Origin of the sequence: Pseudomonas sp. DL (assembly GCF_047199225.1) — a bacterium.
GTDB lineage: Bacteria > Pseudomonadota > Gammaproteobacteria > Pseudomonadales > Pseudomonadaceae > Pseudomonas > Pseudomonas aeruginosa.
Genome location: NZ_CP178323.1, coordinates 2479721 through 2494721, shown reverse-complemented (window position 1 = coordinate 2494721; position 15001 = coordinate 2479721). Strand labels below are relative to the sequence as shown.

At 67.5% G+C, this 15001-nt stretch carries 14 protein-coding genes and 2 pseudogenes; 5 read left to right on the top strand and 11 right to left on the bottom strand.

Going from position 1 to position 15001, the window contains the following annotated elements:
- Window positions 1-56 precede the first annotated feature (56 nt).
- The 3 genes from ACI766_RS11885 to ACI766_RS11875 form a co-directional block, all read right to left on the bottom strand.
- On the bottom strand, window positions 57-1115 hold the full coding sequence (locus ACI766_RS11885; RefSeq protein ID WP_003113380.1) for an AI-2E family transporter: 1059 nt from the start codon (window positions 1113-1115) through the stop codon (window positions 57-59).
- 159 nt (window positions 1116-1274) lie between these two features.
- Window positions 1275-2960, bottom strand: coding sequence for a methyl-accepting chemotaxis protein (locus ACI766_RS11880; RefSeq protein WP_087823724.1), 1686 nt, complete (start codon window positions 2958-2960; stop codon window positions 1275-1277).
- A gap of 113 nt (window positions 2961-3073) precedes the next feature.
- The gene (locus tag ACI766_RS11875; protein WP_003113382.1) at window positions 3074-4399 is read right to left on the bottom strand and encodes a Na+/H+ antiporter family protein; all 1326 of its coding nucleotides are present in this window, start codon (window positions 4397-4399) and stop codon (window positions 3074-3076) included.
- A 258-nt stretch (window positions 4400-4657) separates the two neighbouring features.
- Between ACI766_RS11875 and ACI766_RS11870 the strand changes: the two are divergent.
- Together ACI766_RS11870 and ACI766_RS11865 are read left to right on the top strand one after the other, a co-directional pair.
- Window positions 4658-5896, top strand: a pseudogene (locus tag ACI766_RS11870) (chemotaxis protein); the annotation flags it as partial.
- 369 nt (window positions 5897-6265) lie between these two features.
- Window positions 6266-6802, top strand: a pseudogene (locus tag ACI766_RS11865) (methyl-accepting chemotaxis protein); the annotation flags it as partial.
- A gap of 4 nt (window positions 6803-6806) precedes the next feature.
- On the opposite strand, the gene ACI766_RS11860 reads toward ACI766_RS11865, so the two are convergent.
- The 5 genes from ACI766_RS11860 to ACI766_RS11840 form a co-directional block, all read right to left on the bottom strand.
- A complete protein-coding gene (locus ACI766_RS11860; protein WP_003116713.1) occupies window positions 6807-7115 on the bottom strand; it encodes a hypothetical protein in 309 nt (102 codons plus the stop codon).
- Window positions 7116-7205: 90 nt separating this feature from the next.
- Window positions 7206-8543, bottom strand: a complete 1338-nt coding sequence (carS, locus tag ACI766_RS11855; protein ID WP_003090493.1) for a two-component system sensor histidine kinase CarS — start codon at window positions 8541-8543, stop codon at window positions 7206-7208.
- Window positions 8540-9211, bottom strand: coding sequence for a two-component system response regulator CarR (carR, locus tag ACI766_RS11850; RefSeq protein WP_003090494.1), 672 nt, complete (start codon window positions 9209-9211; stop codon window positions 8540-8542). Before carR ends, carS begins: the two co-directional genes overlap by 4 nt.
- Window positions 9211-9525, bottom strand: a complete 315-nt coding sequence (locus ACI766_RS11845; protein WP_003097704.1) for a PepSY domain-containing protein — start codon at window positions 9523-9525, stop codon at window positions 9211-9213. The genes carR and ACI766_RS11845 overlap by 1 nt, the downstream gene beginning before the upstream one ends.
- Window positions 9525-9833 carry a PepSY domain-containing protein gene (locus tag ACI766_RS11840; RefSeq protein ID WP_003090497.1) on the bottom strand — a complete coding sequence of 103 codons (309 nt, stop codon included), beginning with the start codon at window positions 9831-9833 and terminating at the stop codon, window positions 9525-9527. Before ACI766_RS11840 ends, ACI766_RS11845 begins: the two co-directional genes overlap by 1 nt.
- 214 nt (window positions 9834-10047) lie before the next feature.
- On the opposite strand from ACI766_RS11840, the gene ACI766_RS11835 reads away from it, so the two are divergent.
- Genes ACI766_RS11835 through ACI766_RS11825 form a run of 3 tightly spaced genes read left to right on the top strand, consistent with a single transcriptional unit; the run spans window position 10048 to window position 12300 of the window.
- On the top strand, window positions 10048-11130 hold the full coding sequence (locus tag ACI766_RS11835) for a hypothetical protein (protein WP_003113385.1): 1083 nt from the start codon (window positions 10048-10050) through the stop codon (window positions 11128-11130).
- 26 nt (window positions 11131-11156) lie between these two features.
- Entirely contained in the window at window positions 11157-12050 is an 894-nt protein-coding gene (locus ACI766_RS11830; protein ID WP_003116712.1) for a hypothetical protein, read from the top strand.
- Window positions 12034-12300, top strand: a complete 267-nt coding sequence (locus ACI766_RS11825) for a DUF5329 domain-containing protein (protein ID WP_003115326.1) — start codon at window positions 12034-12036, stop codon at window positions 12298-12300. Before ACI766_RS11830 ends, ACI766_RS11825 begins: the two co-directional genes overlap by 17 nt.
- Here the strand turns inward: ACI766_RS11825 and ACI766_RS11820 are convergent, their stop codons facing one another.
- The 3 genes from ACI766_RS11820 to hmpA are packed head-to-tail and all read right to left on the bottom strand — an operon-like array spanning window position 12301 to window position 14974.
- A complete protein-coding gene (locus tag ACI766_RS11820; protein ID WP_003122598.1) occupies window positions 12301-13494 on the bottom strand; it encodes an NnrS family protein in 1194 nt (397 codons plus the stop codon).
- Complete coding sequence (gene ppyR / locus ACI766_RS11815) at window positions 13481-13738, bottom strand: psl/pyoverdine operon transcriptional regulator PpyR (protein ID WP_003090502.1); 258 nt, start codon at window positions 13736-13738, stop codon at window positions 13481-13483. The genes ACI766_RS11820 and ppyR overlap by 14 nt, the downstream gene beginning before the upstream one ends.
- 54 nt (window positions 13739-13792) lie before the next feature.
- The gene (gene hmpA / locus ACI766_RS11810) at window positions 13793-14974 is read right to left on the bottom strand and encodes an NO-inducible flavohemoprotein (RefSeq protein ID WP_003113387.1); all 1182 of its coding nucleotides are present in this window, start codon (window positions 14972-14974) and stop codon (window positions 13793-13795) included.
- Between the last annotated feature and the right edge of the window lie 27 nt (window positions 14975-15001).

The window sequence follows — 15001 nt, the reverse complement described above, 5'->3', positions numbered from 1 at the left end:
AAGGCCTGAAACGAACAAGCCCCGCATTCGCGGGGCTTGTCTGCCACGGGCGCGACTCAGGCCTGCGGTTCTTCCTCGCGGCCAGTGAACAGGTCCCAGCTGGCCATGAACAGCGCAGCGATCAGCGGGCCGATGACGAAGCCGTTGAGGCCGAACAGGGCCATGCCACCGAGGGTGGAGATCAGCACCACGTAGTCCGGCATCTTGGTGTCCTTGCCGACCAGGATCGGGCGCAGGATGTTGTCCACCAGGCCGATCACCACCACGCAGAACAGGATCAGCACTACGCCCTGCCAGATCGCCCCGGTGAGCAGGAAATAGGCCGCCACCGGCGCCCAGATCAGCGCCGCGCCGATGGCCGGCAGCAGCGACAGGAAGGCCATCAGGGTGCCCCAGAGCAAGGCGCCCTCGATGCCCAGCAGCCAGAAGATCAGGCCGCCGAGAGCGCCCTGGGTGGCAGCCACGGCGATGTTGCCCTTCACCGTGGCGCGGATCACCGTGGTGAACTTGGCGAACAGGTGGTGCTTGTGTTCCTGGCTCAGCGGCACCGCCTGCTTGATCCGCCGGCCGAGCACGCGACCGTCGCGGAGGAGGAAGAACAGCAGGTAGAGCATGATGCCGAAGCTGATGACGAAGTCGAGGGTGTTCTGGCCGATGCTGAACGCCTTGGTCGCCACCACCTGGCTGGCCTGCATCGCCACCGAGGAGAGCTTCTCCTGCAGGCTCGAGAGATTGGCCAGGTCGAAGCGCTCCAGCCACTGGTGCACCGATGGCGGCAAGGCAGCCACCGCCTGCTGCAGGTAGGCGGCGAAGTTCAGTTCGCCGGACTTGACCCGCTGGTAGACGCTCGCGCCTTCCTGCACCAGCGAACCGGCGATGAAGATCACCGGGATGATCACGATCAGCACGCAGATCAGCAGGGTGATCAGCGCGGCGAGGTTCTTCCGATCCCTCAGGCGCACCTGCAGGCGGCGTTGCACCGGGGCGAAGATGATCGCCAGGATGGTGCCCCAGAACACCGCGCCGTAGAACGGCAGCAAGAGCCAGCCGAAGGCGAGCGTGACCACCGCCAGCAACAGGAGAAAAGTCCGGGATTCCAGTTTCGTGTCGAGCATGTCCAATCCATCTGGCAGTGGGAAGCAAAGCATTAGTCAGCCGGCGGACGTGGATCGTTCACGACTGCCGGCCGACTCCGCCGAATAATGACAGGAAGGCTCTGTGGCGCACCACTGCCGGCTGGCTCTTTTGCCGGCAGCGGTCGCGCGGGGGAAGGGTCAGATGCGGAACTGACCGACCAGTCGGCCCAGGCCCTGGCCCAGTTGCGCCAGGCTGCGGGCGGTCTGCGCGCCCTGCTGGGCCTCGTCGGCGACGCTGTCCACCGCGCCGGCGATCTGGTGCACGCTGCGGTTGATCTCCTCGGCCACCGCGGTCTGTTCCTCGGCGGCGCTGGCGATCTGCGCGTTCATCGCGTTGATGGTGGCGATCAGCTGGGCGATGGCATCCAGCGAATCGCCGGCCTGGTTGGCCTGGTTGCTGGTGCCCTCGCCGGCCTCGCCGGAACGGCGCATGGCGTCGACCGCGGCGTTGGTGCCCTGCTGCAGGCGATCGATCATGCCCTGGATTTCCTGGGTACTCTGCTGGGTGCGGCTGGCCAGCGCCCGCACTTCGTCGGCGACCACCGCAAAGCCACGTCCGGCCTCGCCGGCACGGGCCGCCTCGATGGCCGCGTTGAGCGCCAGCAGGTTGGTCTGTTCGGCAATGGAGCGGATCACCCCGAGCACACTGACGATGGATTGCACGTCCTGCTGCAGGCTATCCAGAGAAGTCCCGCTGTCGCGGATCTCGTCCACCAGCGCGTGGATGCGCTCGATGCTGCCGTCCACCACGCGCTTGGCCGCCTGGCCTTCGTGGTCGGTCTGCTGCGCGGCCTCGGCGGCGCGCTGGGCGCTCTGCGCCACTTCATGGGCGGCGGCGGACATCTCGTTGATCGCGGTGGCGACCTGGTCGGTCTCGTGGCGCTGGCGCTCCATGGCCTGCTCGGAACGCTCGGCCTGGGCCGACATCTGCTCCACCAGTTGCTTGAGGTCGCCGGTCATCCCGGCGATCTGCCGCACCAGACCGTGGATCTTCTCGACGAAGCGGTTGAAGGAACCGGCCAGCTCGCCCAGCTCGTCGTGGCTGGTCACCGGTAGGCGACGGGTCAGGTCGCCTTCGCCGGCGGCGATGTCATCGAGGTTCTGGCGGATCTGGTGCAACGGCCGCAGCATCGCGTTGGCCACCGCCAGGCCGATCACCAGCAGGACCACCAGAAGGACGCCGGCGATCCCCACGATACTGGCGATCAGGGTGCCGATACGCTCGTCGATGTCCTGCTTGATTTCCACCAACTGGGCCTCGACGCCGTCGAGGTTGATCGCCGAGCCGATAACCATGTCCCACTTCGGCAGGTACAGGGTGTAGGACAGCTTGGGCACCATGACGCTCTCGTTGCCCGGCAGCGGCGAGGTATAGGTCACGTAGTGGCTGCCGTTGCGGCCGGCCTCCACCAGTTCGCGGTTGAGGTAGACGCCGCTGGGATCGCGGCGGTCGCGGAAGCTCTTGCCGACGTCCACCGGGCTGTCGCCGCGAAACAGGCGCACCACCTGGGAGTCGTAGCCGAAGATATAGCCGTCCGTGCCGTACTTGATCTTCGACAGGCGCGCGATGGCCTCGGCGCGGGCATTCAGGTCGCCGTTGGCCGAGCGGTCGTACTCGGCCTGGATACTGCCCATGGCGATCTGCACGTAGTGCTCGAGTTCGGCACGACGGTCGCCGAGCAGGCGCTCGCGGGTATCCTTGACTTCGGCATCAGCCTGTTTTTTCAGGATCAGCACCGCTCCGCCGCTGAGCACCAGGGCGAAGAGCAGCACCGGCACCATGGCCAGCAGGAGGACTTTGGATTTCAGGGTCAGACGCATCATCAACTCCTAGCATGACGCCCAATAAAAAACGGGATTCCCGTTTCATCGGCAATCCCGTCGGAAGCTTAAGCGGCCGGCCCGACATTCCGTCAGGCGACCGCCCGAGATGGAACTCAGAGCAGCATCGCGGCGGCCCAGCCGAACACCAGCAACGGCAGGTTGTAGTGCAGGAAGGTCGGCACAACGGTGTCCCAGATGTGATTGTGCTGGCCGTCGACGTTGAGCCCGGAGGTCGGCCCAAGGGTCGAGTCCGACGCCGGAGAACCTGCATCCCCCAGCGCGCCGGCGGTGCCGACGATGCTGACGATGGCCAGCGGGCTGAAGCCCAGTTGCACCGCCAGCGGGACGAAGATCGCGGCGATGATCGGCACGGTGGAGAACGACGAGCCGATGCCCATGGTGACCAGCAGGCCGACCAGCAGCATCAGCATGGCGCCGACCGCCTTGCTGTTGCCGATCCAGGCCACCGAGGCGTCGACCAGGCTCTGCACCTCGCCGGTGGCCTTCATCACCTCGGCGAAACCGGCCGCGGCGATCATGATGAAACCGATGGTGGCCATCATCTTCATGCCTTCGGTGAACAGGTCGTCGGTCTCCTTCCAGCGCACCACGCCGGACAGCGAGAAGACCACGAAACCGACCAGCGCGCCGATGATCATCGAGTCCAGCCACAGCTGTGCGACGAACGCGGCGACGATGGATACCCCGGCCACCGCCAGGCTCTTCGGGTTGTAGCTGACATCGACGCGTTCGGCCTGCTCGATCCGCTGCAAGTCGTAGACGCGCTTGCGGCGGTAGCTGAACAGCACCGCGATGAGCAGCCCGGCGAGCATGCCCAGGGCTGGGATGAACATGGCGTGGGTGACGTTGATCCCGCTGACGTCGACGCCGTTGCGCGCCACGTTGGCCAGCAGGATTTCATTGAGGAAGATGTTGCCGAAGCCCACCGGCAGGAACATGTACGGGGTGATCAGGCCGAAGGTGATGACGCAGGCGATCAATCGCCGGTCGATCTGCAGCTTGCTCAGCACATAGAGCAGCGGCGGCACCAGCAGCGGGATGAAGGCGATATGGATCGGCAGGATATTCTGCGAGGATACCGCCACGCAGAGCAGCAGGCCGACCAGGATCCACTTGAACGCACCGGCGCCCTTGCCCTGCTCGTCGTGCCGGCCGAGCAGCGCCAGGACCTTGTCGGCCAGCGCATGGGCCACGCCGGAGCGGGCGATGGCCACGGCGAAGGCGCCGAGCATGGCGTACGACAGGGCCACCGTGGCACCCCCGCCGAGGCCGCCGTTGAAGGCCTTGAGAGTCCCCTCCAGGCCTAGGCCACCGAACAGTCCGCCGACCACCGCGCCGATGATCAGCGCCAGCACGACATGCACACGGCAAAGGCTGAGGACGAGCATCAGCCCCACCGCCAGCACCACTGCGTTCATCGTTGAACTCCTTGCAAATGAAACGAACTCGACCGTCTGCGGCCGAAAAAAGGGGCGTACTCTGCTACAGCCATCCCCGCCTGTCAAAGCCGCGCATGCGCGAATGTCGCCTGGCTATAAACCGTTGTGCACGGTTCTTGCGTGCGATTCGCCGAACGACGGCAATCCGGCGCCAGCGAACGGACCGTCGTCAAGAATGGGCGAGCCCTGCCGATAAGCCTTGGGCCCCCGCAGTTTCTTCGTACAAGGACCCCTCCCATGTTCCTTCGCCGCCTGTCCATCCAATGGAAGATCACCCTGCTGGCAGGGCTCTGCCTGCTCGGCGTGGTCGCCTTGCTGGTCGGCCTTTCGGTCTACCGCATGCAGCACAGCAGCGTGCTGGTGAAAAGCGCCAGTACACAGATGCTCGACGAATCGGCGCGCCTGCGCCTGGAAGCCCGCGGGGAATTGCAGGCGTTACGCATCCAGCGCTATTTCATGGATGCCTTCCAGTACGGCAAGGGCTTCTCCCGGCAGATCCTGTTCCTCCGCGACCAGGCGCAGAAGCGCTTCCTCGATGCCTACGACCTGCGCGAAGACCTGACCCGCCAGGTGCGCACCGCGCTCGCCGCCAATCCCGAGGTGCTCGGCCTGTACGTGGTCTTCGAACCCAATGCGCTGGACGGCAAGGACGAACTGTTCGTCGACCAGCCCGCCCTGGGCAGCAACGACAAGGGACGCTTCTCCCTGTACTGGGCGCAGGCCACGCCGGGACAGCTGGAATCCGAGTCGATGATCGAGTCCGAACTCGCCGACACCAGCAGCGGGCCCAGCGGCGCGGCCTACAACGCCTGGTACACCTGCCCGAAGGAAAGCGGGCAACCCTGCGTGCTCGATCCTTACTTCGACAAGGTCGGCGAACGCCAACTGCTGATGACCAGCATCGCCTTTCCCCTCGAACTGGATGGCAAGGTGATCGGCGTGATGGGCCTGGACATCAACCTGAGCAACCTGCAGGCGCTCAGCGAACAGGGCAACCGCGAACTCTACGACGGCGTCGGCCAGGTCGGCATCCTCAGCCCGGCCGGGCTGTTCGCCGGCAACAGCCGCGACGCCGGCCTGCTCGGCAAGAACCTGGCCAAGGCGGATCCGCAGCACGCCGGCGAACTCCTGCAACTGCTGGCCGCCGGCAAGAGCCGGTTGTTCAACGAGAACGACGACCTCAAGGTGCTGCAACCGTTGCAGCCGATTCCCGGCGCCAAGCCCTGGGGCGTGCTCCTCGAAGTGCCGAAGAGCGCCCTGCTCGGCCCGGCCCTGGCGCTGGAGCGGCAACTGGACGACATGCGTCGCGAAGGCACCTGGGTCGAACTGGGCCTCGGCCTCGGCGCCGCGGTGCTCGGCCTGCTGGTGCTGTGGCTGAGCGCCCGCGGCGTGACCCGGCCGATCCTCGGCGTCGCCCACATGCTGCGCGACATCGCCAGCGGCGAAGGCGACCTGACCCAGCGTCTGCCGCACACCGGGCGCGACGAGCTGGGCGAACTGGCCGGTTGGTTCAACCGTTTTCTCGACAAGCTGCAGCCGATCATCCGCGACGTGAAGGTCTCGGTGCGCGATGCGCGCAGTACCGCCGACCAGTCGGCGGCGATTTCCAGCCAGACCAGCGCCGGCATGCAGCAGCAGTTCCGCGAGATCGACCAGGTCGCCACCGCATCCCACGAGATGACCGCCACTGCCCAGGACGTCGCCCGTAGCGCCGCCCAGGCCGCCGACGCCGCGCGCGGTGCCGACCAGGCGACCCGCGACGGCCTGGCGCTGATCGACCGCACCACCCAGAGCATCGACAGCCTGGCCGCCAACCTGACCAGCGCCATGGGCCAGGTCGAGCAACTGGCCAGCAGCAGCGAGGAAATCGGTTCGGTGCTGGAAGTGATCCGCGCCATCGCCGAGCAGACCAACCTGCTGGCGCTCAACGCGGCCATCGAGGCGGCCCGCGCCGGCGACGCCGGCCGCGGCTTCGCGGTGGTCGCCGACGAAGTGCGCAACCTCGCCCGGCGCACCCAGGACTCGGTGGAACAGATCCGCGGGGTGATCGAAGGCCTGCAACAGGGCACCCGCGACGTGGTCGACGCCATGCACGGCAGCCATCGCCAGGCCCAGGGCAGCGTCGAGCAGGTGGATGAAGCGGTGGCCGCGCTGCAACGGATCGGCGAGGCGGTGACGGTGATCAACGACATGAACCTGCAGATTGCCAGCGCCGCCGAGGAACAGAGCTCGGTAGCCGAGGAGATCAACCGCAATGTCGCGGCGATCCGTGACGTCACCGAGTCGCTGTCGAGCCAGGCCGAGGAATCGGCCCAGGTCAGTCAGTCGCTGAACCGCCTGGCCAACCACCAGCAGGGCCTGATGGAACAGTTCAAGGCCTGACCGTTCACGGCCTGAATAGCGCCGGGGGGCCGTAGGTCCCCCAGATCGCCAGGCGGGCCAGCGAGCGCAGCCAGCCACGCAGACGCGCCGGGGCTCCCGCCTCGGCCACCTTCGCTGCCGCTGTCCCGGCCTGTCGCGGCTCGCCGCGCTCGCTGCGCAACGCGTTTTCCACGGCCTGCTCGTAGCGAGCCTGCGCGAGTAACCGCGGCGACCGCCCCTCCTCTCGCTGTCCACTGGACTCGCCCAACAGGAACACCAGCACCGGCAGCATCAGCGCCCAGCGCCAGCGGCCCGTACTCGTCCGCCGTTTCATCGTCCAAGACCTCCTTGCAAGAAGCCCGGGATGCTAGGGAAAGCGCAGGAGGAAATCTTGCCGGGACTGTCGGCAAATGGTGAAGAACTGTTAAGCCCTGGCGGCGCGGCCGCTCTTCTGCAACGGCAACTCGACGCTCACCCGCAGGCCGCCCAGCGGGCTGTCCTCGAGACTCAGGCGGCCACCGCAGGCCTCGGCGATGTCGCGCGCGATGCCCAGGCCCAGGCCATGGCCGCTGACCTGCTCGTCGAGCCGGGTACCCCGCTCGAGCACCGCCTGGCGCTGGTCGGGGAGGATGCCGGGGCCGTCATCGTCGACCTTCAGGCGGACCATGCCCTCGCCCTGCGCGACAGTCAGGCGGACTTCGCTATCGGCCCACTTGCAGGCGTTGTCCAGCAGATTGCCGAGCATCTCCAGCAGGTCCTCGCGGTCCCATGGCAGGCGCAGCCCCGGTGGCGCGCTCCAGCTCACCTGCAGGTGCGGGCCGTGGATCAGGCGCAGGGTGTCGCACAGCGACGGCAACTCCTCGGCGCAATCGAAATGTGCGCCAGGCAGCGCTTCGCCGACCAGGCGCGCCTTGCCCAACTCGCGACCGAGGCGCTGCTGGATCTGTTCCAGCTGTTCGCGCAGGACCTGTTGCAACTCCGGCTGGCGCGCCATCTCCTCGCGCTCGGCGAGGCTGACCAGCACCGCCAGCGGCGTCTTCAGGGCGTGACCGAGGTTGCCCAGGGCGTTGCGCGAACGCTTCAGGGTCTCCTCGGTGTGCGCCAGCAGGTGGTTGATCTGCTCCACCAGCGGCTCCAGTTCCTCGGGAGCCTGGTTGTCCAGTTGGCTACGCTGGCCCTGCTGCAGCTGGGCGATCTGCAGGCGCACCTCCTCCAGCGGACGCAGCGAACGACGCACGGTCAGGCGCTGCAACAGCAATACCAGGAGCAGCGCCAGGGCGCCGGCGCCCAGGCCCATCCACTGCACACGGGCGAAGCTTTCCAGGATCGGCGTATAGTCCTGCGCCACCACGATCCGCAGCTTCTGGCCCATGCGCTTGTAGTGGCCGCGGAACACCAGCAGTCGCTGCTCCTCGGGCCCATCGACCAGACCCTGCACCAGCCCTTTCTTGTGCGGCACCTCCAGCTCGCTGTCCCACAGGGAGCGTGAGCGCCAGGTGTCCTTTTCCAGCTCGATGACGAAATAGCGCCCGGAATACGGGCGCTGGAACGCCGGGTTGAGGCGTTGCTCGTCCAGTTGCATGCCGTTCGGCCCGCGTACCATGGCCACCAGCAGGTTCTCCGCCTCCTCGCGCAGGTTGCCGGCGAAATAGCGCCGCAGGCCCTGGTCGAACAGCCACAGGCCGGTCTGCGCGAGGACCAGCCCGACCACCAGCAGCACCGCGAACAGGCCGACGCTCAGGCGCCGCTGGATCGACCTCATCCGGCGGCCACCCCGGCGTAGCGGTAGCCCTGGCCACGGCGGGTCTCGATCACCTCGCGGCCGAGCTTGCGCCGCAGGTGGTTGACGTGGACCTCGATGACGTTGGAATCGCGTTCGGTCTCGCCGTCGTACAGATGCTCGGCCAGGTGCCCCTTGGACAGGACCTGGCCGGGGTGCAGCATGAAATAGCGCAGCAGGCGGAATTCGGCGGCGGTCAGGTCGACGTCGGCGCCGTTCAGGCACACGCACTGACGCTGCTCGTCCAGGCGCAGCCCGGCGGCCTCCAGCTGGCTCTGGTTGGCCAGCCCATGGGCGCGGCGCAACAGGGCCTGGATGCGCAAGGCCAGCTCTTCCGGATGGAACGGCTTGGTCAGATAGTCGTCGGCACCGGCCTTGAGCCCATCGATGCGTTCGGCCCAGGAACCGCGCGCGGTGAGGATCAGCACCGGAGTCGCGAGTCCCAGCCCACGCCACTCCTGGAGTATCTCCAGGCCGGGGCGCCCGGGCAGGCCGAGGTCGAGGATGATCAGGTCGTAGGGCTCGCTGGCGCCCTGCACCGCCGCGTCGCGGCCGTCGGCCAGCCAGTCCACCGCGTAGCCCTGGCGGGTCAGGCTGGCCATCAGTTCGTCGGCCAGGGGAACGTGATCCTCAACCAGCAGCAACCGCATCAGTCGTCTTCCTCGTCCTTCAGGATGCGGCCGTTGCGGGCATCCAGTTCCAGTTCACGCACGACGCCGTCGCGGGTGAGCAGTTCCACCTCGTAGACATAGACGTCGTCTTCCTCTTCCAGCTCGACCTCCAGCAGGCGCGCCCCGGGGTAACGCCCCAGGGCTTCCTGCATGAGGGATTCGAGCGGCTGTATCACACCGTCCTGGCGCAGGCGCAGGACCTCGTCCTGGTCCAGGTCGCGCGCCATCGCTTCGAGGCTGATGACCGCCAGGACCAGTGCGACGATCCCGGCGTAGCGCATGAGCCACTTCATCAGTCGTCCTGGTGGTCCTTGAGCACGGCGCCGGTAGCGGCATCCAGCTCCAGGTCCCATTTCACGCCCTGCGGGTCGCGCAACTCGACCTGGTAGATGTAGCGGCCGTATTCCTCTTCCAGCTCGGTATCGTGGACGCTCGAGCCGGGATGCTTGGCGATGGCGTTCTTGTTCAGCTCTTCGAAGGACTTGATGGTCCCGGCGTCACGCAGCTTCAGCGCCTCGTCCGGGCCGAGGTCGCGGGCCTGGGCCAGGCCGGCAGTCAGGGCGATGGCGGTGGCGGCGAACAGGGCAGTCAGTTTCTTCATGGGAATCTCTCCGTGGGAATCAATCGTGTTGCTTTCGACGGTTTGCAGATTAACCGGGCGCTCTTAATTGAAGCTGAATTTGCCGCAAGGACATGGCCGGGGCGCGCCATAGGGTAACGGAAAGCCTCTGCGATGGGGCTCGCCGGCGTTCGAAAGCGCTTGGTCCTGCGACAACTCGTCCTATAATCGCCGGTCCGCAAGGGAGAAGACCAGCATGCCAGCCATCCAGATCAAGTCCCCCGCACTGACCCTCAAGGCCGGTCGCCGCGCCCTCGCCCGCATCCGCGAACGCGGCCTGCAGCCGGCCGACGTCGGCATCGTCCCCGGTGCCGCCGGCGGGCCAAAGGCGCTGGGCATCCAGGGACTGGACCTGGCGATCTTCGGCGAGTGGCTGCCGCGCGCCCCGCGTGAACGCTCGCTGATCGGCGCCTCCATCGGTTCCTGGCGCTTCGCCAGTGCCTGCCTGCCCGACGCCGTGGCCGGCCTCACCCGCCTCGGCGAGCTGTACACCCGGCAGCGTTTTCCCAAGGGCGTGAGCATCGCCGAAGTCTCGCGCAAGTGCGCGGCGATGCTCGACGACCTGCTCGCCGGCCAGGACGCGCGGATCCTCGACAACCCGCTGTACCGCCTCAACGTGGTGGTGGTGAAGAGCCACGGGCGCCTCGCCCACGACCACAAGGCCAGCCTCGGCCTGGGGCTGTCCTCGGTGATCCGCGACAACCTGATCGGCCGCCGCCATCTGCACCGCCACTTCGAACGGGTGATCCTGCATGACGCCCGCCAGGCGCCGCCGCTGGCCGCGCTGACCGACTTCCCGTCGCGCTACCTGCACCTGGACGGCGGCAACCTGCGCCAGGCGCTGCTCGCCTCCGGCTCGATCCCGATGGTCATGGAAGGCGTCCGCGACCTGCCTGGCGCCGGCCCCGGCACCTACCGCGACGGCGGCCTGCTCGACTACCATCTCGACCTGCCCTACGAGGACCGCGGCGTGGTGCTCTACCCGCACTTCACCGACAAGGTGATCCCCGGCTGGTTCGACAAGGGCTTGCCCTGGCGCCGTGGCGACGCCGGGCGCCTGCAGGACGTGCTGCTGCTGGCGCCGTCGCGCGAGTACCTGGCGCGCCTGCCGCACGCCAAGCTGCCGGACCGCAAGGACTTCACCCGCTACCTCGGCGACGACGACGGCCGCGAGCGCTACTGGCGCCAGGCGATGGCGGAAAGCCGCAGGCTCGGCGACGAATTCCTCGAACTGGTCGACGGCGGCCGGCTCGGCGAACGCCTGCAAGCGCTGGACTGAGCCGCCACCGACGAGAAGGATCCTGCATGAAACTGGCCGTAGCGCTGATCCACGGCATCGGCGACCAGCCCGATAGCCGCGACGAGGACGGTCTGCACAGCTACGCCCGCGAACTGGTGGCGGCGCTGCGCCGACGTCTCGGCGCGGAAGCCGGCGAGGTGGCCTTCCAGAGCCTGTACTGGGCCAGCGTACTGGACGCCCGCGAGCTGGACTACCTCAAGCGCATCGAGCGCGAGCCGCTGGGCTGGCGCTGGCTGCGCCGGGCGGTGACGCTGTTCCTCGGCGACGCCAGCGGCTACCGCAAGGTCAGCGCCGCCTACGACACCACCTACCAGCAGGTCCACCAGCACGTGCGCAGCGGGATCATGGCCCTGCGCGCGAAAGTCGGGCCGCAGACGCCGCTGGTGATCCTCGCCCACTCCCTGGGCGGGCACATCGTGTCCAATTTCATCTGGGACCAGCAGAAACTCAACCGCACGCCGAGTTGCTCGATCGACCCCTTCCTCGGCCTGGAAACCCTGGCCGGGCTGGTCACCTTCGGTTGCAACATCCCGCTGTTCACCTTCGCCTACGAGAAGGTCTGTCCGATCCGCTTTCCCGGCCACTGCCTGCCCCCGGCCATCCGCCAGCAGGCACGCTGGCTGAACGTCTACGCGCCGGCCGATCCGCTCGGCTATCCGCTGCGGCCGTTGCAGAACTACGCCGCGGTCGTCCACGAGGACCTCGCCCTGCCGGTCGGTCCCTGGTACAAGCGGCACACCCCGTTGAGCCACATGGAGTACTGGAACGATGCGCGCTTTCACGATTACCTGGCGGACTACCTGCGCCGCCTGTTGGCTGCTGGCCTCGAGCCTGCCGGCGCTGGCCGCGCCCTCCCCGCAGGCGAGCCAGGAGATCGGCCGCTTGCTGAGCTTTGTTGAAGACAGCGGCTGCACCTTCATCCGCAACGGCAGCGAATACCCGGCCGCGGAAGCCCGCGCCCACCTGCAGAAGAAGCTCGACTACCTGGAGCGCAAGGATCTGGTCGCCAGCAGCGAGGACTTCATCGAGCGCGCCGCGACCCAGAGCAGCCTCAGCGGCAAGCCCTACCAGGTGCGCTGCGCCACGCAGACGCGCAACTCCGCCGACTGGCTGAACCAGGAGCTGCGGCGTCTGCGGCAAGCCCCCTGATCAACCGGGATGGCCGTCGACCCGCGGACGACACAGCATCGGCGCATAGAACCAGGCGAACAGCAGGAACGCCAAAGCCCACAGTCCGCCTGCCAGGGGCAGCGCCCAGTTCGCCGGCAACAGGCTGGGCAGGAACACCCGCGCCGCGCAGCCGAGATTGAGCAGAGCGAAAGCCCAGGGCATCGCTGCCGGCGGTTGCAGCGCGCGACCGGTATGGCCGAGAGTGACCCGTGCCAGCATCGCCAGGATCAACCCGCCCATGCCGCCCACCGCCAGCGCGTGCAGCGCCTGGCTCGGCGCCAGCGCCAGGCCCAGGCTCCAGAGCGCCATGCCAAGCGGCGCCACGGCGATCCAGAAATATGCCAGGTGCAGAGACCAGAGCAGCGGCACCTGCCAGATGCCGCGATCGCGCCAACGCCACAGGCGCCACAGTTGCGCACCACCGAGGGCGGCGAACAGTCCTGCAAGCCAGGGCGTCGGCTGCGTCGTGACGCCCGCGGCGGTGAGCAGCGCCACCAGCACGCAGCCCAGCAGGATGCCATTGTCCAGCCAGGCGATCGCCGGCACCTGCTGCTGACGGCCGAGACCGCGCTGGGTGAAGAACGGGATCACCCGCCCGCCGATCAGGTTCATCATCCCGGCGATCAGCCATAGCGCGGCGATGGAGGCACGCCGTTGCCAGTCGTCGTTGCCCTCGAACAGGCCGAGCAGGACCAGGGCGTCGGCCAGGGTCAACAGCAGCAACAGGCCCACCACCGGGTAATTGCGCTTCTGCCGCACCCGCCACAGGCTGCGACCGATAGCCCAGGCCAATAGCGGCAGGAAGCTCAGTTGCAGCACCAGCAGCAGCGCCAGCGGCGCATCGAATAGCCAGGCCAGGCGCGCCGCCAGCCAGAGCCCGGCGAGCAGGGCCAGGGGTTTGCCCTGCAGGCCGGGTACGCCGGTCCAGGTCTGCACGGCGGTCAACAGGAAGCCGGCGATGATCGCCACGCCGAAACCGAAGAGCATTTCGTGACGATGCCAGGCCAGCCAGCCACCGACCGGTTGCCAGCCGCTCCAGAGCCCGGCCAGCGCCGCCAGCCAGAGCGCGATGGCGAGGACCGCGAACAGCGCGCCGCCGAGGAAGAACGGGCGGAAGCCCAGGCGCCAGATCGGCGGTATGGCCATCAGCCTGGAACGATCAAGCACTTGCACAGCAGACCTCCCAACCGGGTCGACGCATGCGGAACAGCGCGCTCAGGCGCATCACGTAGCCGATCTTCAACAGGGTCGGGCCGAGGATCACCAGCGCATGGGAAAACACCAGCGCCGGCATGTTCAGGTAGCGGTCGAGGAAATAGGCGGCGATCACGCCGGCGACGAGCAGCGCCAGGCCGGCCGCCAGCAGCCCGTGACCGATCCGCAGCACCCGCCGTGGACAATCGAACAGAGCGTTCATCTCGATCTCCTTTTTCCGAAAAAGGGCCGACGCACCTCGCGCCGGCCCGTCGCTTCAGGCGTCCAGCGCGGCGGCCGGACCGAAGAACTCGTAGTGGCATTGCTGCGAGGGTACGCCGAGGTCGGCCAGGTGGCGCTTGACCTGCGCCATGAAAGGCCGGGGTCCGAGGAAGTAGGCGTCCAGGTCGCGCTCCTGCGGCAACCAGTCGGCCAGTTTCTCGCGGCTCAGCAATCCCTCGGCGTCGGCACTGTCGCCGGCGCGCGGTTCGCTGTAGCAGAAGAAGTGCTCGACCTGCTCGTGCTGCGCCGACACGTCTTCGATCCAGTCGCGGAAGGCATGCACGCCGCCATGCCGGGCGCAATGGATGAAGCGGATCGGCCGCGCCTGCGGCAGCGCTTCCTGCAACATGGCCAGGGCCGGGGTGATGCCGACGCCGGCGGTGATCAGCACCAGCGGCTTGTCGCTGTCACGCAGGACGAAATCGCCAGCCGGCGGAAACAGATCCAGCTCGTCGCCCTCGGCGACCCGGTCATGCAGGTAATTGGAGACCCGTCCACCCGCCTCGCGCTTGACGCTGATGCGGTATTCGCGGCCGTTGCTGGCAGCGGAAAGCGAATAGTTGCGGCGCACTTCCTCGCCGTCGATGTCCAGCCGCAGGCCGATGTACTGTCCCGGCTGGAACGCCAGCAGCGGCTGGCCGTCCACCGGCTCCAGGTAGAACGAGGTGATTTCCTCGCTCTCCGCCTGCTTGCGTGCCACGCGGAAGCGCCGCACACCGCGCCAGCCGCCATCGGCCTGGGCGCTGGCGGCATACACCGACTCCTCGGCCTCGATCAGCAGGTCGGCCAGTTGCTGGTAGGCCGCGCCCCAGGCTTCGAGGACTTCGTCGGTGGCGATCTGTTCGCCGAGGACCTCGCGGATCGCCCGCAACAGGCAAGTGCCGACGATCGGATAGTGTTCGGGCAACACCTGCAGGGAGACATGCTTGTTCACCACCTTGGCCACCAGCGGGCCGAGTTCCTGCAACTGGTCGATGTGCCTGGCGTACATCAGCACGCCATTGGCCAGCGCCCGCGGCTGGTCGCCGCTGGCCTGGTGGGCCTGGTTGAACAGCGGGCGAACCTCGGGGTACTCGCCGAGCATGGTGCGGTAGAAATGGGTGATCAGCGCTTCACCGCCGGTCTCCAGCAGCGGTACGGTGGCTTTGATGAGGGCACGTTGGGCATTGGACAACATAGATGACTCCTGACGCATGCAAGGTTT

What these genes read in the sequence shown, in the direction of transcription:
- ppyR (WP_003090502.1), bottom strand. Translation starts at nt 13,738, where the DNA reads ATGAACGCTCTGTTCGATTGTCCACGGCGGGTGCTGCGGATCGGTCAC.
- carR (WP_003090494.1), bottom strand. Translation starts at nt 9,211, where the DNA reads ATGCGGTTGCTGCTGGTTGAGGATCACGTTCCCCTGGCCGACGAACTG.
- carS (WP_003090493.1), bottom strand. Translation starts at nt 8,543, where the DNA reads ATGAGGTCGATCCAGCGGCGCCTGAGCGTCGGCCTGTTCGCGGTGCTG.
- ACI766_RS11875 (WP_003113382.1), bottom strand. Translation starts at nt 4,399, where the DNA reads ATGAACGCAGTGGTGCTGGCGGTGGGGCTGATGCTCGTCCTCAGCCTT.
- ACI766_RS11840 (WP_003090497.1), bottom strand. Translation starts at nt 9,833, where the DNA reads ATGAAGAAACTGACTGCCCTGTTCGCCGCCACCGCCATCGCCCTGACT.
- ACI766_RS11860 (WP_003116713.1), bottom strand. Translation starts at nt 7,115, where the DNA reads ATGAAACGGCGGACGAGTACGGGCCGCTGGCGCTGGGCGCTGATGCTG.
- ACI766_RS11830 (WP_003116712.1), top strand. Translation starts at nt 11,157, where the DNA reads ATGAAACTGGCCGTAGCGCTGATCCACGGCATCGGCGACCAGCCCGAT.
- ACI766_RS11835 (WP_003113385.1), top strand. Translation starts at nt 10,048, where the DNA reads ATGCCAGCCATCCAGATCAAGTCCCCCGCACTGACCCTCAAGGCCGGT.
- ACI766_RS11845 (WP_003097704.1), bottom strand. Translation starts at nt 9,525, where the DNA reads ATGAAGTGGCTCATGCGCTACGCCGGGATCGTCGCACTGGTCCTGGCG.
- hmpA (WP_003113387.1), bottom strand. Translation starts at nt 14,974, where the DNA reads ATGTTGTCCAATGCCCAACGTGCCCTCATCAAAGCCACCGTACCGCTG.
- ACI766_RS11880 (WP_087823724.1), bottom strand. Translation starts at nt 2,960, where the DNA reads ATGATGCGTCTGACCCTGAAATCCAAAGTCCTCCTGCTGGCCATGGTG.
- ACI766_RS11885 (WP_003113380.1), bottom strand. Translation starts at nt 1,115, where the DNA reads ATGCTCGACACGAAACTGGAATCCCGGACTTTTCTCCTGTTGCTGGCG.